20 protein-coding genes and 1 pseudogene are annotated in these 25,573 nt (G+C 55.4%); 11 read left to right on the plus strand and 10 right to left on the minus strand.

The window, feature by feature from the left end:
• Positions 1-106 precede the first annotated feature (106 nt).
• Positions 107-1,042, plus strand: coding sequence for a type VI immunity family protein (locus FDY98_RS08710; RefSeq protein ID WP_027959037.1), 936 nt, complete (start codon positions 107-109; stop codon positions 1,040-1,042).
• 93 nt (positions 1,043-1,135) lie between these two features.
• Here FDY98_RS08710 and cmoB read toward each other — a convergent pair whose 3' ends face one another.
• On the minus strand, positions 1,136-2,146 hold the full coding sequence (gene cmoB / locus FDY98_RS08715; protein WP_027959038.1) for a tRNA 5-methoxyuridine(34)/uridine 5-oxyacetic acid(34) synthase CmoB: 1,011 nt from the start codon (positions 2,144-2,146) through the stop codon (positions 1,136-1,138).
• A 2-nt stretch (positions 2,147-2,148) separates the two neighbouring features.
• A pseudogene (cmoA, locus tag FDY98_RS08720) lies at positions 2,149-2,891 on the minus strand (carboxy-S-adenosyl-L-methionine synthase CmoA).
• Between the two features lie 159 nt (positions 2,892-3,050).
• Between cmoA and pgi the strand changes: the two are divergent.
• The 5 genes from pgi (at position 3,051) to serB (ending at position 12,189) form a co-directional block, all read left to right on the plus strand.
• The gene (pgi, locus tag FDY98_RS08725) at positions 3,051-4,733 is read left to right on the plus strand and encodes a glucose-6-phosphate isomerase (RefSeq protein WP_027959039.1); all 1,683 of its coding nucleotides are present in this window, start codon (positions 3,051-3,053) and stop codon (positions 4,731-4,733) included.
• A gap of 190 nt (positions 4,734-4,923) precedes the next feature.
• Positions 4,924-6,819 (plus strand): DNA topoisomerase IV subunit B, encoded by a 1,896-nt coding sequence (parE, locus tag FDY98_RS08730; protein WP_027959040.1) that lies wholly within the window; start codon positions 4,924-4,926, stop codon positions 6,817-6,819.
• Between the two features lie 125 nt (positions 6,820-6,944).
• Positions 6,945-8,912, plus strand: coding sequence for a methyl-accepting chemotaxis protein (locus FDY98_RS08735; protein WP_009287736.1), 1,968 nt, complete (start codon positions 6,945-6,947; stop codon positions 8,910-8,912).
• 74 nt (positions 8,913-8,986) lie between these two features.
• Positions 8,987-11,242: a DNA topoisomerase IV subunit A gene (parC, locus tag FDY98_RS08740; RefSeq protein WP_231500662.1), complete on the plus strand. Its 2,256-nt coding sequence runs from the start codon at positions 8,987-8,989 to the stop codon at positions 11,240-11,242.
• Between the two features lie 20 nt (positions 11,243-11,262).
• On the plus strand, positions 11,263-12,189 hold the full coding sequence (gene serB, locus FDY98_RS08745; RefSeq protein WP_027959042.1) for a phosphoserine phosphatase SerB: 927 nt from the start codon (positions 11,263-11,265) through the stop codon (positions 12,187-12,189).
• Between the two features lie 135 nt (positions 12,190-12,324).
• On the opposite strand, the gene FDY98_RS08750 is transcribed toward serB, so the two are convergent.
• From FDY98_RS08750 to FDY98_RS08775, 6 genes are all read right to left on the minus strand, one after another.
• On the minus strand, positions 12,325-12,711 hold the full coding sequence (locus tag FDY98_RS08750; protein ID WP_027959043.1) for a Na+/H+ antiporter subunit G: 387 nt from the start codon (positions 12,709-12,711) through the stop codon (positions 12,325-12,327).
• Between the two features lie 67 nt (positions 12,712-12,778).
• A complete protein-coding gene (locus FDY98_RS08755) occupies positions 12,779-13,048 on the minus strand; it encodes a K+/H+ antiporter subunit F (protein WP_008958594.1) in 270 nt (89 codons plus the stop codon).
• Positions 13,042-13,539 (minus strand): Na+/H+ antiporter subunit E, encoded by a 498-nt coding sequence (locus FDY98_RS08760; protein WP_009287740.1) that lies wholly within the window; start codon positions 13,537-13,539, stop codon positions 13,042-13,044. The genes FDY98_RS08755 and FDY98_RS08760 overlap by 7 nt, the downstream gene beginning before the upstream one ends.
• The gene (locus FDY98_RS08765) at positions 13,536-15,047 is read right to left on the minus strand and encodes a monovalent cation/H+ antiporter subunit D (RefSeq protein ID WP_009287741.1); all 1,512 of its coding nucleotides are present in this window, start codon (positions 15,045-15,047) and stop codon (positions 13,536-13,538) included. The genes FDY98_RS08760 and FDY98_RS08765 overlap by 4 nt, the downstream gene beginning before the upstream one ends.
• A complete protein-coding gene (locus FDY98_RS08770; RefSeq protein WP_022523997.1) occupies positions 15,044-15,376 on the minus strand; it encodes a Na+/H+ antiporter subunit C in 333 nt (110 codons plus the stop codon). The genes FDY98_RS08765 and FDY98_RS08770 overlap by 4 nt, the downstream gene beginning before the upstream one ends.
• Positions 15,376-18,213 (minus strand): monovalent cation/H+ antiporter subunit A, encoded by a 2,838-nt coding sequence (locus FDY98_RS08775; RefSeq protein WP_027959044.1) that lies wholly within the window; start codon positions 18,211-18,213, stop codon positions 15,376-15,378. The genes FDY98_RS08770 and FDY98_RS08775 overlap by 1 nt, the downstream gene beginning before the upstream one ends.
• Positions 18,214-18,388: 175 nt before the next feature.
• Between FDY98_RS08775 and FDY98_RS08780 the strand changes: the two genes are divergently transcribed.
• The 3 genes from FDY98_RS08780 to FDY98_RS08790 are packed head-to-tail and all read left to right on the plus strand — an operon-like array spanning position 18,389 to position 22,158.
• Positions 18,389-19,279 (plus strand): ion transporter, encoded by an 891-nt coding sequence (locus FDY98_RS08780; RefSeq protein WP_035539138.1) that lies wholly within the window; start codon positions 18,389-18,391, stop codon positions 19,277-19,279.
• A gap of 16 nt (positions 19,280-19,295) precedes the next feature.
• A complete protein-coding gene (gene leuA / locus FDY98_RS08785; RefSeq protein ID WP_027959045.1) occupies positions 19,296-21,002 on the plus strand; it encodes a 2-isopropylmalate synthase in 1,707 nt (568 codons plus the stop codon).
• Positions 21,003-21,036: 34 nt separating this feature from the next.
• Positions 21,037-22,158 (plus strand): hypothetical protein, encoded by a 1,122-nt coding sequence (locus FDY98_RS08790; RefSeq protein WP_035539139.1) that lies wholly within the window; start codon positions 21,037-21,039, stop codon positions 22,156-22,158.
• 79 nt (positions 22,159-22,237) lie between these two features.
• On the opposite strand, the gene FDY98_RS08795 is transcribed toward FDY98_RS08790, so the two are convergent.
• On the minus strand, positions 22,238-24,256 hold the full coding sequence (locus FDY98_RS08795; RefSeq protein WP_051430614.1) for a pyrroloquinoline quinone-dependent dehydrogenase: 2,019 nt from the start codon (positions 24,254-24,256) through the stop codon (positions 22,238-22,240).
• Between the two features lie 10 nt (positions 24,257-24,266).
• A complete protein-coding gene (locus tag FDY98_RS08800; RefSeq protein ID WP_027959048.1) occupies positions 24,267-24,632 on the minus strand; it encodes a hypothetical protein in 366 nt (121 codons plus the stop codon).
• A gap of 248 nt (positions 24,633-24,880) precedes the next feature.
• On the opposite strand from FDY98_RS08800, the gene FDY98_RS08805 reads away from it, so the two are divergent.
• Together FDY98_RS08805 and FDY98_RS08810 are read left to right on the plus strand one after the other, a co-directional pair.
• On the plus strand, positions 24,881-25,120 hold the full coding sequence (locus tag FDY98_RS08805; protein WP_027959049.1) for a type II toxin-antitoxin system Phd/YefM family antitoxin: 240 nt from the start codon (positions 24,881-24,883) through the stop codon (positions 25,118-25,120).
• Between the two features lies 1 nt (position 25,121).
• Positions 25,122-25,508: a type II toxin-antitoxin system VapC family toxin gene (locus FDY98_RS08810; protein ID WP_027959050.1), complete on the plus strand. Its 387-nt coding sequence runs from the start codon at positions 25,122-25,124 to the stop codon at positions 25,506-25,508.
• The last annotated feature ends 65 nt before the right edge of the window (positions 25,509-25,573 follow it).

The raw sequence follows: 25,573 nt of genomic DNA on the forward strand, positions 1-25,573 counted from the left end.
GATATATCAGCCAAGCACCAAAAGGAGCCCTTATGGCTGGGATGCCTACACTTGATCCGCTATCGCCCCGCTTGATCAATTACTCACGGTAGAAACCGATAACGGCGTGCTGTTTAAAATCTGTTTGGGCGTGGCGCTGTTTTTTACCGGCTCCCAACAGGACGAAAAGCGCCAGGCGGTACTGGATATTCTTGCCGACTACCGCGACCTAGTGGGCAGCGAGCTTACTTGGACGACTAACCCCACCACCGGCTGCTGGAAAAAGCTCAAGGGGTTTGATAGCTATATCACTCCCTTCGACTGGTTGCCCAGCTATGGCCCCGGCGAGTGGGAGTTTGTTTACCATGGTGGTCAGCGCCGTAGCGATGCCGATAACCATGCTTTTGTTGTATTGGGTAAACATCCTGCACATGATGAGCGAGGAGAGGTCAGCTCTTTATATTGTCAGTTCCCAATCGATTTCTTTATTGAACGTGAGCAGAAGTTACCCGCACTCTTACAGCGCTGGTGTGAGAAGCTTAAGCCTGAACATGGCTATTCGGGCTTCTGGTTGGGGCAATCTTATGGTCATGAAGATAGCGATGAAGCCGTTATTCTCGAATATAAATTTGGACAGCGTTTTCACGGTTTGCAAATTAATGACTTCACCACTCATTCTTTAAACCTACACCGTGGCCCTAAAGGTGTTGATTGGCTGACGATTCTTTCTGACGCTTGGTTAGAACGTTTAGGTGGTCTAGGACAAGTCAAAGAACAAATGGGTGAGCTGCCGGTGCTGGAGTATAACGGTGGTGCGCTTCTGCGCGCAGGCGCCATGCCGCAGCTGGGTGACAACGAAAATCCCGAGGTCAATGCCGCCTTAGCCGACTACCGCCGTGTGGCGGAAATTATCGAACCCGCTCGTATCAAAGACCATCAAGGCATTCATCCCCAGCTCTTTGGCAATGCGCGGCACGAAAAACGCTTTGATGAGGCTGAGTACCAAGCCTGGCTAGCGCGCTTTAGTCTTCAGGGGGCGAGCAATAACCGAGCAGACAGCTAATGGTGAAGGTTGTGATCTGATCAATAGTTGTCTGATTTGTCGGCGTTCTAAAACTGCGCCGCGGTGGGCGCTAAGCTTGAAAGCATGCAATGCCTAACCCGGTTTATTAGCCAGAATTACTGCCCTTCTGGGCGCAGGGTAGCCTTCAATGGTGCGGGTGCGGTCGTTGGGGTCGAGAAAATCAGCCAACGATTGGTAGGTCATCCACTCGGTTGAGCGTTGCTCATCTAACGTGGTAACCGCTTCATCGACCACGCGCACATTGGTAAAGCCGCAGCGCTCCAGCCAGTGGCAGAGAGCTTGAGAAGAGGGTAGGAAGTAGACGTTGGGCATGGCGGCGTAACGTTCGCCGGGCACAAATACGGTCTGCTCGTCGCCTTCGACTACCAATGTTTCCAGTACCAGCTCGCCGCCCGGCGCCAACGCGGCTTTTAGCTGCTGAAGATGTTCCAATGGGGCAGGGCGATGGTAGAGCACGCCCATGGAAAATACCGTATCGAAAAAGCCCAGATTCTCAGGCACATCTTCAATGCCCACGGGTAAAAACTGCGTTTTGCCGCCATCCGCATCACCCACAAAGTGGCGTACTGCCTGAAACTGCCAGTAGAAACGTGGCGAAGGGTCGATGATTAGCACAAAAGCAGCACCTGCCCCGGCCATCCGCCAAGCGTGGTAACCGCTGCCGCCACCCACATCGAGCACTTTGCGATATTTTAGCGGTGCCAGGTGTGGCGCCACTCTTTGCCACTTCCAGTCAGAGCGCCACTCGGTGTCGATATAAATGCCGCCTAGCTGAAAAGGGCCTTTACGCCATGGGGCAAGCTTTCTAAGCAGGTTAAAGCATTGGCGCTGCTGGCTATCGCTAAGATCGAGATCAACGCTGACGGTGTCGCTGTTTAAATCCACGCGCCGCTCGGCGGGCAGCACCGGAAGCTTGGCCACGGCTTTTTCCCAGGCGGATAAATCGCCGTGGCGGTTACGGTCAAGCCCGTGAGCTAACTGCTCGGGAAGCTTCGCTAACCAGGGCGTTAGTGAGGCATCAAGCGTAGCTTGATCTAAAAACGCCTGATAAATTGCGCGATGATCGTCGGGTAGTGGCGCCACCTTTAACCCTCCTTAAACGCAATCAGCGAGGCAAAGTTAAGGTACTGGAACCAGGTCATCGAACGTGGAAAACCTGCTTGTTTCAAACGACCATGAAGTGCATCGAGGGTATCCGGCACCAGTACGTTCTCAAGAGCGGTGCGCTTCTGGCTGATTTCCAGATCACTGTAGCCATTGGCGCGCTTGAAATCGTGGTAGCGTTCTACCCGCCAGGCGTTGTCGCGCTCGTCGGCGTCGACGGTTTTCTCCGAGAGAATCAGCACGCCGCCGGGTTCCAGCGCTGCATAAAGCCGCGCCAGTAGTGCATCGCGGTCGGCGGCGGGTAGAAACTGTAGGGTAAAATTGAGAATGATCATGCCCGAAGATGCATACTCGAGGGTACGAATGTCGGCTTCTTCGACCTGCATAGCGTACGCTGGGCACTCGTCAGCAAAGGTTTGCCGAGCCTGGGCGACCATGGCGGGCGATAGGTCAACGCCCGTATAGCGAAAGGCGTCAGGCGCCAGCGCCCCTGCCAGCGCAAGGCCGGAAGCGCCAGCGAACAGCCTAGATCATAGACATGGGCGCCATGGCGCAGGTGGCGCTGGGCAATTAAGCTCAACATGCCAAGAATTTGCCCGTAGCCGGGTACCGATCGGCGGATCATGTCAGGAAAGCAGGCGACCACCTTTTCGTCGAAAGAGAACCGCGCGACTCGGTCAAGGGGTGTCGAAAAGATAGCGTCACGGTAAGATGCATCACTCATGGGCAAGCCGGGATCATGGAAAAGGCGTGCTAGTTTACGCGCCCTTAATTGACTAGAACAGGCCTGTCTAGCACAGACTCACATAGAACAGCCCTGTTTAAGGTTATTAACCTGTTTAATGAACCCCGCTGCAAGGATCGACGCCACTGGAGAAGCTAAATGGCCTCAGCATCAAGCGCTACACCCGATACGTTACCGGCATGGCAGACGTTAAAGCATCACGCTGAAACGCTGCAGCATGTCCACTTGAAAACGCTGTTTGGCACCGAGCCTTCCCGCTGGGAAAGCTTTACTCGCCAGGTGGCGGGCTTGACGCTGGATCTTTCCAAGCAGCGCTGGGATGATGATACGCTCGAGCATCTGTTTACGCTGGCCAGTGAAGCGGGCGTACCCTCTGCCATTGAGGCGCTGTTGAGCGGTAAGCGAGTGAACGTCAGCGAAAACCGCCCGGCGTTACATACGGCGCTGCGTTTACCCGCCGATGCGACGCTTGAGGTTGAGGGGGAAGATATCGTCGCTGCCGTGCACGAAAGCCTTGCCCAAATGGAGCGCTTGGTCAGTCGGCTGCACGCAGGGCAGTGGCGTGGTGCCACCGGCAAGCCGATTCGGCATGTGGTTAACCTGGGCGTAGGCGGTTCAGATCTGGGCCCGTTAATGGTTACCCATGCGTTGGCAGATTTTCGGCCCAAAGATATTCATCCGGTTGAGGTGCATTTTGCTTCCACCATGGATGGCTCCCAGTTAGCGGACTATCTGAGCCGGTTGAATCCTGAAACCACTATCTTTGTGTTGTCATCCAAGTCGTTCACCACCATTGATACGCTCTCCAACGCTAACACCGCTCGGGAGTGGTTGCTTAGTCGCTTGACCCAGCATGGTGCGACGCCGATTAGCGCTGAGCTGGTGGTGCGTCAGCACTTTATTGGTGTTTCGGCGAGCCCTGAGAAAATGACCGAGTGGGGCATTGCTGACGATCATCAATTAACCTTCTGGGAGTGGGTAGGCGGGCGCTATTCGCTATGGGGCACCATTGGTTTACCCATTGCGCTGGTGGTTGGGATGGCGAATTTCCGCGAGTTTTTAGCCGGTGCGCACGCCATGGATCGCCATTTTGCTGAGGCAGAAATGGCGGAGAACCTGCCCGTGCTGCTGGCGTTAGCGGGAATCTGGAATGTCAACTTCCTGGATATCCGTGCGCACTCCATTCTGCCCTACGATGGGCGCTTGGAGTATTTCGCCGCCTATCTTGAACAGCTTGAGATGGAGTCCAACGGCAAGTCGGTTACCCGTCAAGGCCAGCCGATTAACTACTCCACTTGTCCTGTGCTCTGGGGTCAGTTGGGCCCCAACGCCCAGCACGCGTTTTATCAGCTATTGCATCAGGGTACTCAACCGGTGGTATGTGATTTTATCGCGCCGCTCAAGCGCTACGATGAGGTGGAAGACCCGGATACCCGCCGCCACCTTAAAACCCAGCATCGCCTGGCACTGGCCAACTGTTTTGCGCAGTCCCGCGTATTAATGCTTGGTGATGACGCCTTGGAAGACGACGGCCCACGGCCAGAGCACAAGCGTTATCGTGGTAACCAGCCCTCGACGACGGTGCTGCTTGACCAGCTCACCCCAGCGACCCTGGGTTCGCTTATCGCCCTTTACGAGCACAAAGTCTTTGTTCAGGCGGTGATTTGGGATATCAACCCGTTCGATCAGTGGGGCGTTGAGCTAGGCAAACAGATTGCCACTGATACCCAAAAGATTATCGACCATGAGGGAGATCTATCGCGGATGGATGCCTCTAGCCGTGGGTTGATTGAGGCGTTTTGGGCGGTGGAAAAGGAGTAAGCGAGTAAGTAAAGGCGCCCCTCTAAGTCTCATTGATGGGGTAGCCCTTTACCACCTTGCTCTTGATAAACATGGCTAGATATACAGCTTTTTGCTTTTCCGCTATCCTGTGCTTCTTTGCAAGCCGCCAATCACTCGTTTCAGCAATCAATATGGCTGCCAGTACGATTTTTCAGGGAACCGACGTTACATGACCCAGTTTGATGCCTCTCAGTACGGCGCGAGTTCCATCGAAGTCCTGTCGGGCCTCGAGCCGGTACGTAAGCGTCCCGGTATGTATACCGACACCACACGCCCCAACCACCTTGCTCAGGAAGTTATTGATAACAGCGTCGATGAAGCGCTAGCGGGCCACGCCACCATGATTAACGTCGTGCTGCATAGCGACGGCGGGATTGAAGTGCAGGATAACGGCCGTGGTATGCCCATCGACCTACACCCTGAGCACGGTGTTTCAGGCGTTGAACTGATATTTACCAAATTGCACTCGGGTGGCAAATTCTCCTCCACTAGTTACCGTTTTTCGGGCGGCCTACACGGGGTAGGGGTCTCGGTGGTTAATGCGCTATCGCGCCGGCTAGACGTCGAAGTTACCCGGGATGGGGCACGCCATGCCATGGCCTTCGAGTTCGGTGAGAAAGTCGAAGAGCTGCATGAAATTGGCAAAGCCCCCAAGCGGGCAAGTGGCACTTTGGTGCGTTTCTGGCCGGATGAGAGCTACTTCGATAGCCCCAAATTAGCGCTAACCCGGCTGAAACACCTGCTGCGTGCCAAAGCGGTGTTGTGTCCCGGCTTAAAAGTCACGCTGGTAGAACCTGACGGCACCTCCACCGAGTGGGAGTTCGCCGATGGTTTGCGCGACTACTTAGTTGAAGCCACCGATGGTTATGAAGTACTGCCCAAGGAGCCTTTTGTAGGCCACTTCAATGACGACGAGCACGGTGTCGATTGGGCGATTCAATGGCTACCAGAAGGCGGCGAAGCGCTGCTGGAGAGCTACGTTAACCTGATTCCCACCCCCCAGGGCGGTACCCATGTAAACGGTTTTCGTTCTGGGCTGCTGGACGCGCTGCGTGAGTTCTGCGAATACCGCAGCCTGTTGCCCCGCGGCATCAAACTCACCGCCGATGACCTCTGGGAGCGCACCTCCTTTGTGCTCTCAGTGAAGATGCTCGACCCGCAGTTTGCCGGGCAAACCAAAGAGCGGCTCTCATCGCGCACAATTGCCGGTTTTGTTTCCGGCGTCGTTAAAGACGCTTTCTCGCTATGGCTGAACCACCACGTGGATCAAGCCGAAGCGATTGCCGAGCTGGTCATTAGCGCGGCGCAAAATCGCCAGAAAAAAGCCAAAAAAGTCGCCCGTAAAAAGGTCACGTCCGGCCCGGCCTTGCCCGGTAAGCTAGCGGACTGCTCCGGCCAAGACCCTGCCCAGAGTGAGCTGTTTTTGGTCGAAGGGGACTCCGCTGGCGGCAGTGCCAAGCAGGCGCGTAACCGCGAGACCCAAGCGATACTGCCCCTGCGCGGTAAGATCCTGAATACCTGGGAAGTGGAAACCCACGATATCTACGGCTCCCAGGAGGTGCACGATATCGCCGTCGCCATTGGCGCTGACCCCGGCAGCGCTGATCTGGAAAAGCTGCGCTATCACAAGATCTGTATTCTCGCCGATGCCGACTCCGATGGCTTGCACATTGCCACGCTACTGTGCGCGCTGTTTGTGCGCCATTTTCCGAGCCTGGTAGACGCAGGCCATGTGTATGTCGCCATGCCACCGCTTTACCGTATCGATCTGGGTAAAGAAGTGCACTACGCCCTGGATGAGAGCGAAAAAGCCGCCATTCTCAAGCAACTGGCCAATAAGCGTGGCACACCTAATGTGCAGCGCTTTAAAGGTCTGGGTGAGATGAGCCCGCTACAGCTACGTGAAACCACCATGTCGACGGAAACCCGTCGCCTTGTGCAACTGACGTTGACCGTCGGCGACGGCACCATGGAAATGATGGATATGCTGCTGGCCAAGAAGCGTGCCGGTGATCGCAAAAAATGGCTGGAAGATTACGGCAATCTTGCCGATATCGAAGTGTAGGTAAAAGCAGACAAGCGTTAACAAGCCGTTGTTACAGTAACGCGTACTTTAGCCGATAGTTGGATGTAGAGCTTACATACTAAAAAGACGTAATAAACGTACATTCATATATAAGGGGAAGGCTTTTGTTTAACACGATATCTCGACAGTTAACGCTGTCTGCATTCGTACTCATGCTTCTGATGGCGGCCAGCATTTACGGCGTAATGGCGTGGCGAGGTCAGCCGTTGGTTATCGATGCGAGCCAGTCATTGATAGAGCGTACGGGGGGCTCGATTGTAAATGCGCTCAATGGTCAATTAGCCCGGGTCGAAGGCAATACATCGAGCTTGGCGGCTTTGGCCGAATCGCTGCCGCGTGAAGAAGCCATTTACCTTGAAGCCTTGCCTAATGTCGTTGATGACAACGGCAATGCAACGGTGGCGGGCGGCGGTATTTGGCCGGAGCCCGGCGCCTTTTCCTCGGGTGTCGAGCGCTTTAGCTTTTTCTGGGCACGCAATGCCCAGGGCGAGCTGGAATTTTTGGATGACTATAACGCAAGCGATATTGCCGCCTATCATGATGAGGCATGGTACAGCAGTGCTCGTGATGCGACCCCTGGGCAGTGTGTTTGGTCTGCTGCTTATCGCGATCCGGCGACCGGTGTCGCGATGGTGACCTGTAGTGTGCCTTATTACCTCAATAATGACTTTGCCGGTGTGGCCACCATTGATATGCAGTTAAACGGTGTTGCTGAGTTTCTCGCCGAAAATGGTGGTGGAACGGGCGGCTATGCCTTTGTACTGGATAAAGATCACAACGTGATTGACCTACCGGGCGTTGAGCAGGCGTCGGATGAAATGCGCGGCCTGGGCGATTTAGTGGGGGATATGCCTTGGCTTCAGCCCGTTGTAGAGGCCGTTGAGGCTGGCCGTGATGAGGCCAATGTAGAAAGTGCGGGCGTATTGGACGAGCCTGCGGCAGTGCGTTTGTTTGATATGCCAGACACTGGCTGGACACTCGGCTTGGTAACGCCTAGCGAACAGGTAACAGCCTTGGCGCGCACCTTAACGCGTGATTTATTGATGTTTATTTTACCGCTGTTGGCGCTGCTGCTCGCGCTAGGCTGGTGGGGTGGGCGTATCTTGTTACGTCAGATTCGCAGCACTACTGGGCAGATTGATCAACTGGGCCAGGGCGGTTCCAGTCGTGAACTGACCATTTATCGCGATGATGAAATCGGCGAGCTACGCGGTGCTGTGAATCGCTACGCGGAGAAGTTGCAGCGCCTGTTTGGTGATGTGCGTGGCGTAGCGGATGCCATTGCCAGTGAATCGACGGAAATTGCCGCGGGCAATACCGAGCTTTCTAGCCGCACTGAGCAGCAAGCGGCTTCTCTGCAAGAGACTTCTTCTACGATGGAAGAGATGGCCGCTACGGTGAAGCGCAATGCTGACAACGCTCAAGAGGCGGATCAGCGAGCGAAAGAGTCAGCAGAAAAAGTGAAACAAGGTGGAGAGCAGGTATCACGGCTGGCGCAATCCATGGAGGCTATCAACGCAAGCTCTACTGAGGTCTCTTCGATAGTCGATGTGATTGAAAACATTGCCTTCCAAACCAATATTTTAGCGTTAAATGCCTCTGTAGAGGCGGCGCGAGCCGGTGAACATGGGCGTGGCTTTGCCGTAGTGGCCAGCGAAGTACGTGAGCTGGCGTCGCGTAGCGCTGCTTCTGCCAGAAACATTAATGGGCTGATTAAAACCACCTCAGAGCAGATTGCCACCGGTAGTGGCTATGCTCAAGCAGCTGAATCCGCCATGAAAGATATCGTGGTGGCGATTGAAGAGGTTACTGCACGTATTAGCGAAATCAGCCAAGCGTCTGGCGAGCAGACCAACGGTATTGATGAGATCAACCGGGCGGTCACGCAAATGGATACGGTGACGCAGCAAAATGCCGGGTTGGTTAGCGAAGCGGCGAGTGCTGCCAATGAGCTGTCATTACAGGCTCAGCGCTTAAAAGGGCTGTTAGACGAGTTTCACGGTAGTTCTCAAGAAGCGTCATCTACGGCAGCGCTATCCAATGCATCAAACGAAAGGTATCAATTAACATAGCGAGCCATGTTAAGTGGCCGCGTGTCCGCTTATCAGCCGCCCCAACAGGGGCGGTTTTGTTGTCAAGGTAGGATATGATCGACATGGATATTCAAGTAGCGGAAGGAGACGTCGAGCGTCTCTCCCTGCGCGACTACACCGAAAAAGCGTACCTCGACTACTCGATGTACGTCATTCTCGACCGCGCCTTGCCCAATATTGGCGACGGCATGAAACCCGTGCAGCGGCGGATAATTTACGCCATGCGTGAGCTGGCGCTGCACGCCAACGCCAAGTACAAAAAGTCGGCGCGTACCGTCGGTGACGTGCTGGGTAAATTCCACCCCCATGGGGATAGCGCCTGCTACGAAGCCATGGTGTTGATGGCGCAACCATTTAGCTACCGCTACCCGCTGGTAGACGGCCAAGGCAACTGGGGTAGCCCCGATGACCCCAAATCCTTCGCCGCCATGCGCTACACCGAAGCCAAGCTTTCCAAGTTCGCCGAAGTGCTGCTGGGCGAGCTAGGCCAAGGCACCGTCGATTGGGCGCCCAACTTTGACGGCACCATGCAAGAGCCGCTGGTACTGCCGGCCAAGTTACCCCATGTGCTGCTCAATGGTGGCACAGGGATTGCGGTTGGCATGGCCACCGATATTCCTCCCCATAATGTCTCGGAAGTGGTCGAAGCCACCTGTCATCTGTTGCGCAACCCCAAGGCGACCACCGCTGATTTAATGGAATTCGTGCCCGCGCCCGATTTCCCCACCGATGCAGAAATTATTACCCCGCCCGCGGATCTTCGGAAGCTCTACGAATCCGGGCGTGGCTCGGTCAAGCTGCGTGCCCGCTACATCCGCGAAGAAGCCAATATTGTTATCACCGCCGTACCCTATCAGGTCAGCGGTGCCAAAGTATTGGAGCAGATTGCCGCGCAAATGCAGGCCAAAAAGCTGCCCATGGTGGCTGACCTGCGCGATGAGTCGACCCACGAAGAGCCGACTCGCCTGGTCATCGAACCACGCTCCAACCGCATTGACGTAGAGTCGTTGATGGCGCACCTATTCGCCACCACCGACCTGGAAAAGAACGTGCGGGTGAACATGAACGTGATCGGCCTGGACGGCCGCCCACGGGTGATGCCGCTGCCCGAAATGCTGGGTGAGTGGCTGCAGTTCCGGCGCAGCACGGTGCGTCGTCGTTTAGAGCACCGCTTAGGCAAAGTCGAAGACCGGCTGCATATCCTGGAAGGCTTGCTAATTGCCTACCTTGATCTGGACGAAGTGATCCGCATTATTCGCGAGGAGGACGACCCTAAAGCCTCGCTGATAGCAACGTTTAGTCTCTCTGAGCGCCAAGCCGAAGCCATTTTAGAGTTACGCCTGCGTCACCTTGCCAAGCTCGAAGAAATGAAAATTCGCGGCGAGCAGGATGAGCTGGAAAAAGAGCGCAAATATCTAGAGGGGCTGCTGGGCAACGAAGCCAAGCTCACTACGCTGATTGAAAAAGAGATCCGTGCAGCAGGTAAAGAGCATGGCGATGAGCGTCGCTCACCGCTGGTCGAGCGCGAAGAGTCCAAGGCGCTGTCTGAAGTGGAGCTGCTGGGCGCTGACCCGATTACCGTGGTGCTCTCCGATAAAGGCTGGATTCGTGCGGCCAAGGGGCACGATATCGACCCCGAGGGGCTCTCCTATAAAGCCGGGGATAGCTTCCAACTGGCGGCGAAAGGTAAAACCAATCAGCCGCTGGTGCTGCTGGATGACACCGGGCGTGCCTATACGCTGTCTGCTCACAATCTTCCCAGTGCGCGGGGGCAGGGGGAACCGGTCACCGGTCGCGCGAACGTTGCCGCTGGGGCGAAAATGGCGGGACTGATGTTCGCACCGCCGGAGCGGCGCTTCGTGCTCGCCACTGACGGCGGTTATGGCTTTGTGGCACGGCTCGATACACTTACCGGTAAAAACAAAGCCGGCAAAGCGGTGCTTAGCCTGCCCAAAGGCTGCAATGTGATGGCGCCGGTTGAAGTGCCAGAGGGCGATGAGCTGTGGGTTGCCTCGGTTTCAAACGAAGGTCGGCTGTTGCTGTTTCCCTTGGATCAACTACCAGAAATGTCCAAAGGCAAAGGCAATAAGATGCTCGATATCCCTGGCCCACGCGCCGCCCGCCGGGAGGAGTTTGTTACCGGCATTGTGGTGCTTGCTGCCAGTGAGGCGTTAATGATTCATGCTGGTAAGCGCAAGCTAACCCTAAAAGCCGACGATTTAGCTTATTATCGCGGTGAGCGTGGCCGCCGCGGTAGCAAGTTGCCCCGTGGCTTCCAGAAAGTCGACCGTTTAGAGGCAGGAGAGTAAATAATGGCAGGAGCTAAGTGATGGCAGGCGGTGACTTGATCCTAACCGTTTTAGCGGCACGTTTAACCGCAGATATTCAATCCCAGGTAGATGCACTGATCGTGCAGTTTGGCCTACAAGAAAAGAGCACCCAGCGCCTTGCCGACGGCTCGTTACAGCAGAATAAGTGCATCGACTGTATTGAGTACCGTCTGGTAGGTGAGGTGGATATTGAAGCTGTCCGCAATGCGGCATTGGTACTGAGCGAAACCCTGAGTGTCGATATTGTTGTCCAAGCGAATACTCGCGATCACGTTCAGCCCCGTTTGGTGTGTTTCGATATGGACTCCACGCTGATCAAAGCTGAAGTGATTGACGAACTGGCCCGCCGCCATGGCGTGGGTGATGAAGTCGCAGAAGTCACCGAGCGTGCCATGCGCGGCGAGTTGGATTTCAAAGCGAGCTTTCGTGAGCGGATGAGCAAACTTGAAGGTTTGGATGAGTCCGTGCTGGCGGAGATCGCTGAGGAATTGCCGCTAATGGAAGGCGTAGAGCGCTTAATGGTTAACCTGAAGCACTTAGGTTTTCGCACCGCCATCCTCTCCGGCGGCTTCACCTACTTTGCTCGCCACTTACAGGAGAAGCTGGGCTTTGACGAGATCCATGCCAATGAACTGATCATCGAAAATGGCAAGGTAACCGGCGAAGTAAGTGAACCGATCGTCGATGCCGAGCGCAAAGCCGAACTATTAGAGTCCATTGCTCAGCGTGAAGGTTTTACCCTGGGTCAAACGATTGCGGTAGGGGATGGCGCCAATGATCTGAAAATGCTTGCCAAAGCGGGTATGGGGATTGCGTTTCGGGCCAAGCCCCTGGTGCGTGCCCAGGCGCGCCAGGCGATTTCAACCTCGGGCCTTGATGGCGTGCTCTATCTACTGGGCTATCACCAGCAGGATTTAACCCCGTAAATTCTGCTTTGGCACAGTCGCGCAAAGTGTCATTGCGAGGAGCCTGCGACGCGGCAATCTCAACCTGCGCAGGCGCAGTTCAACCCAAGATTGCCGCGCTTCGCTCGCAATGACAAAAGCGAGGTTGCTTAGCTTTCAGCCATGGCCTTTATCCGGGTGGGGTACCGGTTTATCGCCGACTTCTTCCGGACGCAGCTCTACTGGCTTACCCTGGGTTTTATCAGCGTGCTTTAAACGCAGGTGCAAGCCGGACTTGGCCAGCAAGTGGGCGCTAACGGGGGCGGTAATGAACAGGAAGAGCGTAATCAACATTTCCTGAATATCGGGTTTGCCATCCACGCTCCAGAAATACATCATCGAAGCGATCAGCATACAGCCGATACCCAGAGTGGTGGCCTTGGTCGGGCCATGCAGGCGCATATAAAAGTCACGCAAGTGGGCCATCCCTAGCGAACCAATAAACACAAAGATGCCGCCAGCAACCAGCAGCAGCGAAATAACCGCCTCTATTACTCCTGACATAACGCCCCCTGGCATGAGCCTTTCTGGCATAGCGGCTGCCTCTTTATGGAGGCGACGATCACGGTACTCATTCGATAATATCTCCGCGCAGAATATATTTGCACACCGCAACGGTACTGATGAAACCTAACATCGCGATCAGCAGCGCCGACTCGAAATAGGTTTTGCTGTTCAGCCATAGTCCCAGCAGCACGATCAGTGCAATCGAGTTGACGTACATAGTGTCCAGGGCGAGTACCCGGTCGGGCAGGCTGGGGCCGATGGTAAGCCGGTAGAGATTCATCAACAGTGCCATCACCACCAGGGCTAAGGTGATATAAAGCGCAATGCTCAGCATTCGTAAATCTCCTTGAGCGGGCGTTCATAGCGCTCACGAATCTGGTTAATCAGCGCCTCCTCATCGTCCACGTTTAAGGCGTGAATCAGCAGCGACTTGCCATCCATGCGTAGATTGGCCGATACGGTGCCCGGTGTCAGGCTGATCGTGCTGGCCAGCAGCGTAATGGTGAAGCGCTCTTCGAGCATGAGTGGGTATTCAATAAAGTGAGGCTTAAGCTTGCGCCACGGGTTGGCGATCAAGTAAGCCACTTCAAAGTTGGCGATGATAATGTCGCCCAGCACCCGGAAAATAAACCGCAAAAGCGCGAATGGTTTGGCGATAAGCGGTCGCGCATCCCAAAAGCGGTGGGTCAGCAGTGGGATCAAAATGGCTAACGAGCCACCGAGTACGAATTGACCAAAGGCGTAGCTGCGTACCAGCAGCAGCCAAACGACGAGCAGTAGTATCGATAAAACAGGCGTGGGTAGCCAGGAGCGCGGAGCAATCATTGGGCATCTCCAGCATCAGGTAGTAGCGTGCGAATCAGCACCTGGGGGGTGGCTAATTGCTCAGCCGTGGCTTGAGTGTAGCTGCTCACTGGCCCGGCCATGGCGACTAATAGAGGGGCTGCACTCAGCAGCCAAATAACCCCAAACCACTGGCAACGGGAAAGCGGCGTACCGCTGATCGTGCCCCGGTGGCTACGCCAAAACAGCGTAGAGCCAGCCCGGGAGAGGGCGATCAGCGAGGCTAAACTGGTTAGCAGCAGCAGCGGCCATAGCCATAGTCGCTGGGTGCCTTCGGCAGCATTGAGCATCAATGCTTTGCCGAAAGCGCCGGAGAACGGCGGGATGCCTGCGACGGCGATAGCGCCGACGAAAAACAACATGGCGAGTGCTGCGCCCTGCACCATAGGGCGGCCCTTGACTATGCGAGTACCCGCTTTGCCACGCTGTAGGCCAATCATTTCCGCTAGCAGGAACAGACCACCGGTGATCAACGTAGTGTGGATCAGATAGTAGAGAAGCGCAGAGACCGCCTGTGGCGAGCGCATACCGATACCGGCCAGCAGCGTGCCCACTGACACCAGCACTAAATAAGCAACCAGCAGTCGTAAGTCCCTTGCGGCCATTACCCCAACGCCTGCGGCAGCCAGGGTAGCGAGCGATAGCCACCACACCCAGGGCTGTTCCAGCGCCTCCAAACCGCCAGCGCTATCGCCAAAAATGAGCGAGTAGACGCGCAGAATGGCGTAAATACCCACTTTGGTCATGATGGCAAACAGCGCCGCCACTGGCGCGGGGGCCGAGGCGTAAGCTTTGGGCAGCCAGAAGTAGAGCGGCAGAATGGCGGCTTTTAACCCAAACACGACCAGCAGCATCAGTGCCCCAGCGCTCACTAAGCCGTCACGCTCTTCGGGTAGTTCGGCTACCCGGATCGCCATATCGGCCATATTGAGCGTGCCTGTTGCGCCATACAGAATCCCCACTGCAATCAGAAACAGCGAAGACCCCGCCAGGTTGAGCACCACGTAGTGGACGCTGGCTTGAATGCGCGCTTTACCGCCGCCGTGAAGCAGCAGGGCGTAGGACGCCAGCAGCAGAACTTCAAAAAAGACAAACAGGTTAAACAAATCACCGGTTAAAAAAGCACCGTTAATGCCCAGCAGTTGCCACTGAAAAAGGCCGTGGAAGTTGCTGCCTTTTTCATCGTCACCAGCGCAGGCAAACACCACTGCGCCAACGGCCAATACGGCAGTCAGCAGCAGCATTAACGCCGAGAGGCGATCCAGCACTAACACGATGCCGAACGGGGCTTGCCAGTCACCCAGCGCGTAGTAGGTGATCTCCCCACTGGCGGCTTGGCGTAATAGGCCTATCGCAACCAGCAGCAGTAGCACCGTGGCCACAACACTCACCGTGCGCTTGTAACGCACTAATCCTTGGCGCTGATAGAGCAGCAATATGCCCGCGACTAGCGGCAGAACGACAGGGAAAACAATTAGATGCTGCATCATTCTCGGTCTTCCTTTTTACCGTCGACGTGGTCGTTCCCCACTTCACTCCGCGCCCGCATGGCCAGGATCACCACAAACGCCGTCATCGCAAAGCCAATCACTATGGCCGTGAGCACTAGTGCCTGGGGCAACGGGTCGGCGAAACCTGCACCCTCGGAGACAATGGCAGCGCCATCAGTGGTTAATCCCCCCATCGAAAACAGGAACAAATTCACTGCGTAAGAGAGCAGCGTAAGGCCCACCACGACCGGGAAAGTACGGCCGCGTAACGTTAGATAGAGGCCAGAAGCAGTCAATACACCGGTGGTCATCGCATAAAGCAGTTCCATTAACGAGGCTCCTTGGCAGAGGTGGCGGCGTTGGCATCAGCATCCTGTTCGCTTGCTTCGGTCACCGGGCGGTGAGCGGTGGTGACCTTACCAAGGTTGGCAAGAATCATCAGCGTAGCGCCCACCACCGCTAAGTAGACACCCAGATCAAAGAGCAGCGCGGTGGCCAGTTCAAAGGTACCGATGAGTGGTAGGCTGAAATAGCCAAATGCGGATGTTAAGAACGGGTGACCAAATAGCCAGCTACCCAGCCCGGTTAGAGTGGCTATCGCCACCCCAATGACGGCTACCGGTTGGAAAGGGAAGTCCAAACGTTCTTGCGCCCACGCCACACCCCGGGCCATGTACAGCAGGATCAAGGCTACCGCAGTAATCAACCCGGCGATAAAGCCACCCCCTGGCTGGTTATGGCCGCGCAGGAAGATAAATGCAGATACCAACAGCGCTAGTGGCAGCAGCGTCATTGAAATTGACGTGAGTACCGCTGGGTAGCGGTCAGGTGACCATACCCGGCCTTCGCCGTCACTGTGCGGCATAAACAGGCGTAAGCGGTTCAGCAGCTTAAAGATCGCCAGGCCTGCGATGGCGAGTACGGTGATTTCACCCAAGGTGTCGAATCCCCGGAAGTCGACCAGAATCACGTTGACCACATTGTAGCCGCCACCACCGGGCTTGCTGTTTTCCACAAAGAAACTGGAAATCGACAGCGTCTCGCGGGTCATGACCGCGTAGTTAAGGCTGGCAATCACCAAGCCTAGCGTGCCTGCCAGCAACATATCGCGAACGTTGCGCAGTGGGCTGGATTCGCGCGGGGTCTTTTGGGGCAAGAAAAATAGCGCCAGCATCAACAGGATCATGGTCACCACTTCCACCGAAAGCTGTGTCAGCGCTAAATCGGGTGCTGAGAAACGAGCAAAGGTGAGCGCCACAAAGAGCCCGACGACCGATAGCATCAGCAGAGAGATCAGCCGGTAGCGGTGAGTGGCAGCGGTGGCCACGCCGCCAAACATCAGCATCCCCGCCCCGAGTATGAGGATACCATCCAGCTCTTGATTGCCAGCAGCACCCGTTAAGTCAGTGATCTGAACCAGGCCGATCCCACCCATGACTAATGCGCCTAGCCAGAGCCAGCCCACATAACGCTGTAGCGAATTGCCTTCAAGCTTGGCAATAAGCTGCTCGGCGCGATAGCCCATGGAGACAAGCATGCGCTCAAACACCCGCCGGGCATCGACCCCGGCAAACTGCTGGGTAAATCGACGCACCTCGCCATAGCGCCAATAGAGTGCAATACCCACCACGAAGGCGAGCAAACTCATGATGAGCGGTAGATTCACGCCGTGCCAAATAGCCAGGTGGAAATCCAGTGGGCTACCAATCACCGCTTGGCTGGCGAGCTCTAATAATCCCGTTGCCATAAAAGCCGGGAACAGGCCCACTACCACGCACAGGGCTACCAATATTTCTACCGGCAAACGCATAAGGTGCGGCGGCTCGTGGGGCGATTTCGGTGGTGCTTCACGGGCCGGTTTGAAGAAAACGGCGTGCACCAAACGCAGCGAGTAAGCCACAGAGAGGATACCGCCCAGTGTTGCCAGCGCGGGCAATAGCCAACTAAGGCCGCCTAACACGGGCGTCGCTAGCGCTTCGGTGAAGAACATCTCTTTGGATAAGAAACCATTAAATAGCGGTACGCCCGCCATTGAGGCAGCCGCTAGCGTGGTCAAGAGTGCCGTCACTGGCATGGCTTTTTTCAGCCCGCCCAACTGTTTCAGCTCCCGGGTGCCGGTCTCGTGATCGATAATACCGGCACTCATAAACAGTGCGGCTTTAAAGGTGGCGTGATTCAGAATGTGAAACAGGGCAGCTAAAATCGCCATGGGGCTGCCGATACCCAACAGCACGGTAATCAAGCCTAAATGGCTAACGGTGGAGAACGCCAGAATACCCTTTAGGTCGGTCTTCATCAGTGCAAACCAAGCGCCATATAGCATCGTCACGATGCCCACTAGGGAGACCACCACGCTCCACAGCTCGCTACCCGCGATGGCTGGGTGCAGTCGTGCCATCAGAAAAATGCCCGCTTTAACCATGGTGGCCGAGTGCAGATAGGCTGATACTGGCGTGGGTGCCGCCATGGCGTGGGGCAACCAAAAGTGGAACGGGAACTGTGCTGATTTGGTAAACGCCCCCAGCAGTACCAAACCCAGCATAAGCGGGTAGCGGGAATCCGCCAGAATCACTTCGCCGCTAGCCAGTACATCGCCCATATTGAAGCTGCCCGCCATATCGCCCAACAGCAGTAAGCCCGCCAATAGCGCAAGGCCGCCCGCGCCGGTGACTGTTAGCGCCATGCGTGCGCCTTTACGGGCATCCGACTGGTGCGACCAGTAACCGATCAGCAAAAACGAAGAGAGGCTGGTTAGCTCCCAGAAGAGCCATAGCAGAATCAGGTTGTCCGACATTGAAATACCCACCATTGACGCCATAAAAAGCATCAGGAAGGCGTAGAATCGGCCATAGGGTTCGTCTTTGGCTAAATAGTAGTGAGCATAAAGAATAATCAGCAGACCGATGCCGAATATCAATAGGTTGAACAGCAGCGATAGCCCATCCAGGCGGAACGCCAAGTTCAGTGCCAGTTCCGGCATCCAGGTGACCGAAAAACGTAGCTGTTCGCCATCTAAAAGAGCTGGCACGTTGAGTAGCGTCATTACTAGGGCGGTAGCGGGCAGCACCGCCGTTGCAAGGGAACAGAAACCGCGCCCGCGCCGTGCGGTGAGTGCCGGCACCAGTACGCCTAGCAGAGGCAATAAGGCTATCCAAAGCAGTGTCATGGGGATCATCCAGCGGCTAAAGTAAAAAAAGTCAAAAGAGTACCAACAGGGCGTCTAAAGAGGCGTTCTGGTGGCGTAGGATACATCAAGTGAAACAACAGGATATCACTTGTGTAGCAGGTGTGTAATTTTAGTATAAAGTGTGCGAATTAACCGTTGAGAGATTTTTTGTTACATGAGTGAGTCCTTTACTAACTGGCAGGCCCGTTTTGAAAAGCTACGGTCAAACAAGTTTTTTGAAGCGATGGTGATCGCCATTATCGTCATTTCCGCCCTGGTGATAGGGGCAAAAACCTACGACGAAACCACTCAGGTTGAGCAGTGGCTGCTCTATCTCGATATCGCGGTAACGATATTTTTCCTGATTGAGATTTTAATCAGAATGGCCGCGGAGCGCAGCCTGCTCGACTTCTTCAAAAAAGGCTGGAACGTTTTTGACTTCCTGATTGTGACTGCCAGTCTCATCCCCATGGATGACTCGGAAATGGTGCTACTGGCCAGGCTGCTGCGCATTTTCCGGGTACTGCGCCTGGTGTCGATGATTCCTGAACTTCAGATGCTCCTTAGCGCCCTGGTGAAGTCGGTGCCACGGATGGGCTATGTGGTACTGCTGATGTTTATCATCTTTTATATATACGCTGCCATTGGGAGCTTTCTGTTTCACAATGTAGACGAGGGGCTGTGGGGCAATATTTCCCTGGCCATGCTAACGCTATTTCAGGTGGCGACCTTTGAGAGCTGGGCCACCGCTGTGCTGTATCCGGCCATGGAGGTCTACCCCTACGCTTGGATCTATTTTCTCACCTTTATCTTTTTGAACGCCTTTATCTTTCTCAATATGATGATTGGTATTGTGCTGGACGTGATGCAGAAAGAGAGCGCGCAAATGGCGCTGGACAACGGCGAAGGCGAAGAGGCCGAGCTGCAGTCGCTGCGCAATGATGTTCGCGGGCTGAAAGCGCAGCTTGACCGTATGGAGTCAGCGCTCTCTCAAGCATACTCGACAGCCCCAACACACCAGAATGACGCGGGCGGTAAGCACAGCGACAAGCCCACAACTGACTGATTTTAGGAGAGCCGCCATGATGTTGACTGATCCTGCCAAAAAGTACCGCCCCTTTGTGGCCGTTGATCTGCCCGACCGCCAGTGGCCGAGCAAGCGTATCGAGACGGCGCCTATCTGGTGCAGCGTTGACCTGCGCGACGGCAACCAGTCGCTGATCGACCCCATGGATCAGGAGCGCAAACAGCGCTTATTCGACATGCTGCTTAGTGTTGGTTTTAAACAGATAGAAGTGGGCTTTCCGTCAGCCTCCCAAACCGACTTCGATTTCGTTCGCTCGCTGATTGAGCAGGATAAAATTCCTGAGGATGTGACCATTCAAGTGCTAACCCAGGCACGTCCGCACTTGATTGAACGCACCTTTGAAGCGCTACAAGGCGCCAAAAACGCTATCGTCCACGTCTATAACGCTACCGATCCCATGTTTCGCCGGGTGGTGTTCAATGTCGATAAAGCTGAATGCGTGCAAATCGCCGTCGAAGCAACCCAGCAGATTCGCGCGCAGATGGACGCCGCACCAGAAACCAACTGGACGTTCCAGTACTCGCCGGAGCTCTTCACTACCACCGAGATGGACTTTGCCGTTGAGATCGTCGAAGCGGTCATGGACGCTTACGGCACCCGCGCCGATAAGCCCATGATCGTGAACCTGCCGGCCACGGTAGAAGTCGCCACACCCAACAACTACGCCGACCAGATCGAGTGGTTCTGTCGCCACATCAAAAACCGCGACCACTTGATTGTCAGCGTTCACCCCCATAACGACCGCGGTACCGGCGTAGCGGCGGCAGAGCTGACGTTGATGGCCGGGGCTGATCGCGTTGAGGGCACGCTGTTTGGGAACGGCGAGCGCACCGGCAACGTTGATATCGTCACCCTGGCGATGAATATGTATACCCAGGGCGTTAACCCCCAGCTCGATTTTTCCAATATCACGCCCATCATGCGCGAAGTGGAGTACTGCAACCAACTGCCGGTGCATCCGCGCCACCCCTACGTGGGCGATTTGGTGTTTACCGCCTTCTCCGGCTCTCATCAGGATGCGATCAAAAAAGGCATGGCAGATCGTCGCGCGAATCCTGATGCCGTTTGGGATGTGCCTTATTTGCCTATCGATCCGCTGGACGTGGGCCGTAGCTACGAAGCGGTGATTCGGGTTAACAGCCAATCGGGTAAAGGCGGTGTTTCCTACCTGCTTGAGCAGGAACACGGTATTGAGCTACCGCGCCGGCTTTCCATCGAGTTTAGTCAGGTCGTTCAGGAAGTGGCAGAGCGCACCGGGCGTGAGATCACCTCGCAGATGATCTATCAGGCGTTCTCGGATGAGTATTTAGAGCAGCGAGTGCCCTTTGCATTAGTTAACCACCGTTTGTCGTCTGAACCTGACAGCCCCAAAGTCACGCTGGACGCCGTGATTGAGGAGAGCGGCACACGGCAAACGTTAAAGGGCGAGGGCAACGGTCCGTTAGCGGCCTTTGTTAAAGCACTGGCAGCCGCAGGGCACGATGTAGAGATTATCGACTACCACGAGCACTCCCGCGGGCAGGGCGCTGACGCTGAGGCGATCGCTTATGTGGAAGTGCGTATCGACGGCAAAGCGGTATTCGGTGTAGGCAACGATGAAAGCATTACCAGCGCGTCGATGAAGGGGGTATTGAGCGCGATCAATCGCCACCATTCTACCCAGCCTGCGGCGGCCAACGTGACGGCAGAGACGTTGGGGTAATCCTGCGGTTACCAGTTGAGTGAGGTGGATTGCAATGCGGCCCTGGCAGATAATGGTAGTAACCGCGATAGTGATCGCCGGGCTAGCATCAACATTGGCCTCTCATGAGCCGTTTGAGTCCAAACTGGTAAGATTGGAAGCTCAGCGGGCATTGCCCTCGCTAGAGGCGTCGCTTCAGCAGGAAACAGCGGAGCTCAATGCGCTGTTTCTCAGTTATGCTGACGATCAGGCGCTGTGGATGAGCGCCTCTTTGGCGATTTTGCGCCACGGTGATATGGCCCGCGATGTATTAGTGGAGTACGGCTTACTGCCCAATTTTCAGCGAGTACTGGTGCGCTATGGGGCTGATGCCGTACTTCCCATTAGCTACTTTCGCAGCCACGATGTGACCACGCTAAAGGCGCAGTACTGGGTCGGTGAGCGTTATCAGCAATTCAGCCGCTGGTGGAGCGATGAGGAGGGAGAAGCGGATTCAGCGTTCACCCCTTACCGCCGCGGGCAGATGGGTATTGCGCTGCTGGATGCCAATGGCCACGCGCTGCTCAACCAGTTTGTGGTTAGTGAACAAAGCGACGTGGAGTGGCTACAGGGTGAGCGTCTGGTTGCGGGCCTGGGCGATTTCTTCACCAGTGGTTTACGCGATTTGGAAAGCCAGTGGCGGCGGGGCGACGACATTGGCGCCGCTGATCTAGGCTGGGCCGGTGTCGATCTACTGGTGATGGCCAGCACCGTGAAGGTGCTGCGGGCAGGCAAGGCCGCTCGTGCTGCCCGAGTGGGCAACGTAGAAGCACAGGGCGCTCGTGCTGGTTTGCGCCAAGGCGCGTTAATGAGTGGTGGTGGGCGTTTTGCGGCGTTGCCTCGCATGGCCAAAGTTGCCGCTGTGGCGGGTACCGCTTATGTGGTGGTTCGCCACCCAAGCTTAGTAAGCGCACTTGGCGCCAATCTCTCTTCCTTGCTTGGCTGGCCGGTTTGGCTCGGTCAGTTTCTTATCTGGCTCATCGTGCTACTGCCAGTACTCTTCATTGCGCGCTTTATCTACCGCTGGTTACTCACGCCTATACTGTGGCTGCTGGTGCCGCTGATGCGGGTATGCTTTAGGGCGGCAAACAATCAGTTATCCAGGCGTACTAAGCCTCAGACCCGTGATCTTGGCTGAAGCAGTGAGAGAGAGTAGCTGTTAACGTAAACGGGGCGGCCAGAGGCCGCCCCGTTTATCATTTCACCTACGCTAAGGGTTATTCTGGCAGCGCGTAGACCGCGATCTGATCACCTACCTGATCTTTCAGGATGGTATTGCCACCGGAAACAAAGGCGACATATTGGCGGCCATTGTACTCGTAGACCGCGGGGTTCGAGACGGAGGGGGCTTCGGTCTGATCTGACCAGAGCTCCTCGCCGGTCTCAAGGGAGTAGGCACGCACCTTGGCATCCATGGAAGCGCCAATAAAGATAATATTGCCTGCGGTTACGGCCGGGCCACCGATGGTGGGCGAGCCCCAGCTCTCAGGCATAAAAAAGCCATACTGTTGCGATGCACCCACCGGACGACGCCATTTGATATCACCGCTGGTCATATCCAGGGCGACAAGCTCGCCAAAGGGGGGCTCCCAGCAGGGCATGCCTAGCCGGTTAAGCGCTACCTCAAGGCGCATCCCGTAGGGGGCGCCTTCTTGAGGGGCGAAGCCGCTTTCGTTGCCGGAGCCGCTATCCGCTTTGTCATAATCTTCGCGATTATAGAGTTTTATGTACTGCACAATGTGCGAGGTATTGACGATCGCTGTCTGGCTTTCGGGGTCGAAGGCTACGCCGCCCCACTGAACGCCACCCGCGCTGATGGGAAAGCCAAGGGTGCCTTCGCCTTGGGTCGTCGGTGGGGTGTACATGCCTTCATAGTGAAGATCGTCCCACAATGCGGAACACTCTCCGAAGCTAACCGCGTCGGCCAGCGCCCAGACGTTGGGCTTTTCAGACTGATCTAACAGCGGTTCCGGTTTAGTCGGGAAAGGCTGGGTTGGCGCGTAAACTTCGCCCTCAACGCTGCCGTCGCCGCTGGGTACCGGGCGCTCCTCAATCGGCCAAAAATCTTCGCCTGTTTCGCGATTAACCACGAACAGAAAGCCCATTTTGGTTGCTTGGATGAGTGCCGGTATTTCTTCACCATCTACTGTGATGTCCATCAGCGTTGGTGCGGCATTGATATCGTAATCCCAGATATCGTGATGTACCAACTGCCGCGACCAAACCACTTCGCCGGTCTCGATATCCAGGGCAGTGGTGGATGTGCCCAGAGGCACTTCTTCGGTGCGATTGCCGCCCCAGTAGTTCGGCGAGGGTGAGGAAACCGGCAGATAGACTAAACCACGCTCCTCGTCGGCGGACATATGTGTCCAGACATTGGCGGTGCCGCTTTGATCGCGCATCTCATCGGAAAGTGCCTGGAACGTCCATTCACGTTCTCCAGTGCGGGCATTAATTGAGTAAACAGTGCCGGGTGGCGCCTGTTCGTAGGCCCAGTCCATCCCTGCCCAGCCGAGTACCAAGTGGTCTCCCACCACGGTAGGGGGTTGTAGTAGCGAAAGCGGCCAGCGGTCGTTGGTGTCGTTCCACTGGTTGACGTCGAGCACACCGTTATCGGCAAAGTCGGCGCACTGTTCGCCACTATCGGCATCAACCGCGAAAAGCTGTGCATCCATGGTGCCCATATAGATAATTTTCTGACAGGGCTCGCCTGCTACCGGATCGTCGGCTTCCCAATAGGCCACACCACGGTTTTTCAAGGCGGGTTGAGTTAGCGCTTCCAGAGAGGATTGAGTATCGAAACTCCATTTCTCTTCGCCACTACCGGGGTCTAACGCGAGTATGCGATAGAAGGGGGTACCAATATAAAGGGTATCGTTAGCAAACACCGGGGTCGCTGACCAAACGGTGGCTGGCAATTCCCCCGAGCCATCCGCGACATCGCCGGTATGCACTTCCCATACCTTCTCCAGCTCGCCGACGTTATCAGTATTGATTTGATCAAGTGGGCTATATTTTTGGGCATTAAGCTGGCCATGGAAGCTGTTCCAGGTCGGCTCGCCAGGCACCAGCGGGATGGGAGCGCGACTGGGCGCTTCTTCCTGCTCGGGATTCTCCTGCTCACTGGGTTGATCCTGAGCCAGTAACGGCAAGGGCGTAAAACAGATCGCCAGGGCGGTGACTGCGCCTAAGCCTGGGGTTATCGATTTAAACGGGGTGGATACTAATGTCGGCATGGGCGGCTCCTCAGGTGTGGGTGAGACGGGCGTGATGGGTTGCGCGAACCATATCAACAATCAAGCCGATCAGACCGACTACCATGGCTGCGCTGATCCACCACTGATGCAGCAGCATTCCGGCGAAAAATGTACCGGCAAGCCCGATCAGGATGAGTATCCGCAGTACGATGGAAGCACCACGCCTTTTGACTTTAAAGAGAAGTAACGCCATCACCGCAAGGGCGAGACAGGCCACAATGGCGACCAGTGCCCCGAGCGTTCCAGTGACGCCGGTTAGTGGTGTGAAATAGGCATATAAAGCGATGGCCAGCCCGGCAAGCGAGGCTATTAAGAGGACGAAAGCGCCCGGTCTGGACGAGAGGGATGGTGACATAACGCTATGGCCTCCTGCTGAGTGAGATGCCCAACGTTGAGGCTAATTCAACGTCAGAAATCGTTAGCACTATAACTTTAGCAGAAAACGATATTTTTACGATCTGGGTGACATGTCTTGATTAACTGTAGCAACACCCAGCGCTGTTTTTTCAATGAAGGGGAGGCATTGTAAAAGCGTTCGTCTCAGCTAAACTAGACCTATTAAACTAAGCTTACTAACCAAGTCGCATTTTTAGGAGATTTTATATGGAGGCTATCAATATTCACGAAGCTAAAACACGGTTGTCTCAGCTAGTGGCGAGGGCTGCCGAGGGGGAGGGGTTTATTATTGCCAAAGCAGGCAAACCGATGGCACGCGTGACGGCCATTGATAGCCCTACTTCTGGACAGCAAAAGCGTCTGGGGTTTCTGGCAGACCAGTTTAAGATACCTAATGATTTTGATCGTATGGGACAGGAGGAAATAGCCGAGATGTTTGGAGGTTGATGTGAATCTACTTCTGGACACGCATGTTTTGCTCTGGGCGGCGGCAGCGCCGGAGAGGCTTTCTGTTGATGCGCGAGCTATGATTAATGACGAAGATAACAGGCTCTATTTTAGCGCTGCCAGCATATGGGAAGTGGTCATTAAGAACAGTCTGCAATGCCCTGATTTTCACGTTGACCCGCACTTGCTGCGTCGTGGGCTGCTGGATAACGGTTATTTAGAACTTTCTATCAGTTCATTGCATACACTTAACGTTGCTCATTTACCAGTCATCCACAAAGACCCTTTTGATCGAATTTTGGTGGCCCAGGCAGAAGCTGAGGGATTTTTGCTGCTTACTGCGGATGAGCTGGTGGCTCAGTATGCTGGGCCTATCCGGAGGGTATAACTAACTTGTGGCTTAAGGCTTCAGCACTGAGCCATTCAAGCGTCTCAGTGCCGGCTGTTTCTTCA

This window comes from Halomonas sp. PA16-9 (assembly GCF_009728585.1).
In the GTDB taxonomy this organism is placed as follows: domain Bacteria; phylum Pseudomonadota; class Gammaproteobacteria; order Pseudomonadales; family Halomonadaceae; genus Vreelandella; species Vreelandella titanicae.

What these genes read in the sequence shown, in the direction of transcription:
- pgi (WP_027959039.1), top strand. Translation starts at nt 3,051, where the DNA reads ATGGCCTCAGCATCAAGCGCTACACCCGATACGTTACCGGCATGGCAG.
- parE (WP_027959040.1), top strand. Translation starts at nt 4,924, where the DNA reads ATGACCCAGTTTGATGCCTCTCAGTACGGCGCGAGTTCCATCGAAGTC.
- parC (WP_231500662.1), top strand. Translation starts at nt 8,987, where the DNA reads ATGATCGACATGGATATTCAAGTAGCGGAAGGAGACGTCGAGCGTCTC.
- serB (WP_027959042.1), top strand. Translation starts at nt 11,263, where the DNA reads ATGGCAGGCGGTGACTTGATCCTAACCGTTTTAGCGGCACGTTTAACC.
- FDY98_RS08750 (WP_027959043.1), bottom strand. Translation starts at nt 12,711, where the DNA reads ATGTCAGGAGTAATAGAGGCGGTTATTTCGCTGCTGCTGGTTGCTGGC.
- FDY98_RS08755 (WP_008958594.1), bottom strand. Translation starts at nt 13,048, where the DNA reads ATGCTGAGCATTGCGCTTTATATCACCTTAGCCCTGGTGGTGATGGCA.
- FDY98_RS08760 (WP_009287740.1), bottom strand. Translation starts at nt 13,539, where the DNA reads ATGATTGCTCCGCGCTCCTGGCTACCCACGCCTGTTTTATCGATACTA.
- FDY98_RS08765 (WP_009287741.1), bottom strand. Translation starts at nt 15,047, where the DNA reads ATGATGCAGCATCTAATTGTTTTCCCTGTCGTTCTGCCGCTAGTCGCG.
- FDY98_RS08770 (WP_022523997.1), bottom strand. Translation starts at nt 15,376, where the DNA reads ATGGAACTGCTTTATGCGATGACCACCGGTGTATTGACTGCTTCTGGC.
- FDY98_RS08775 (WP_027959044.1), bottom strand. Translation starts at nt 18,213, where the DNA reads ATGACACTGCTTTGGATAGCCTTATTGCCTCTGCTAGGCGTACTGGTG.
- FDY98_RS08780 (WP_035539138.1), top strand. Translation starts at nt 18,389, where the DNA reads ATGAGTGAGTCCTTTACTAACTGGCAGGCCCGTTTTGAAAAGCTACGG.
- leuA (WP_027959045.1), top strand. Translation starts at nt 19,296, where the DNA reads ATGATGTTGACTGATCCTGCCAAAAAGTACCGCCCCTTTGTGGCCGTT.
- FDY98_RS08790 (WP_035539139.1), top strand. Translation starts at nt 21,037, where the DNA reads ATGCGGCCCTGGCAGATAATGGTAGTAACCGCGATAGTGATCGCCGGG.
- FDY98_RS08795 (WP_051430614.1), bottom strand. Translation starts at nt 24,256, where the DNA reads ATGCCGACATTAGTATCCACCCCGTTTAAATCGATAACCCCAGGCTTA.
- FDY98_RS08800 (WP_027959048.1), bottom strand. Translation starts at nt 24,632, where the DNA reads ATGTCACCATCCCTCTCGTCCAGACCGGGCGCTTTCGTCCTCTTAATA.
- FDY98_RS08805 (WP_027959049.1), top strand. Translation starts at nt 24,881, where the DNA reads ATGGAGGCTATCAATATTCACGAAGCTAAAACACGGTTGTCTCAGCTA.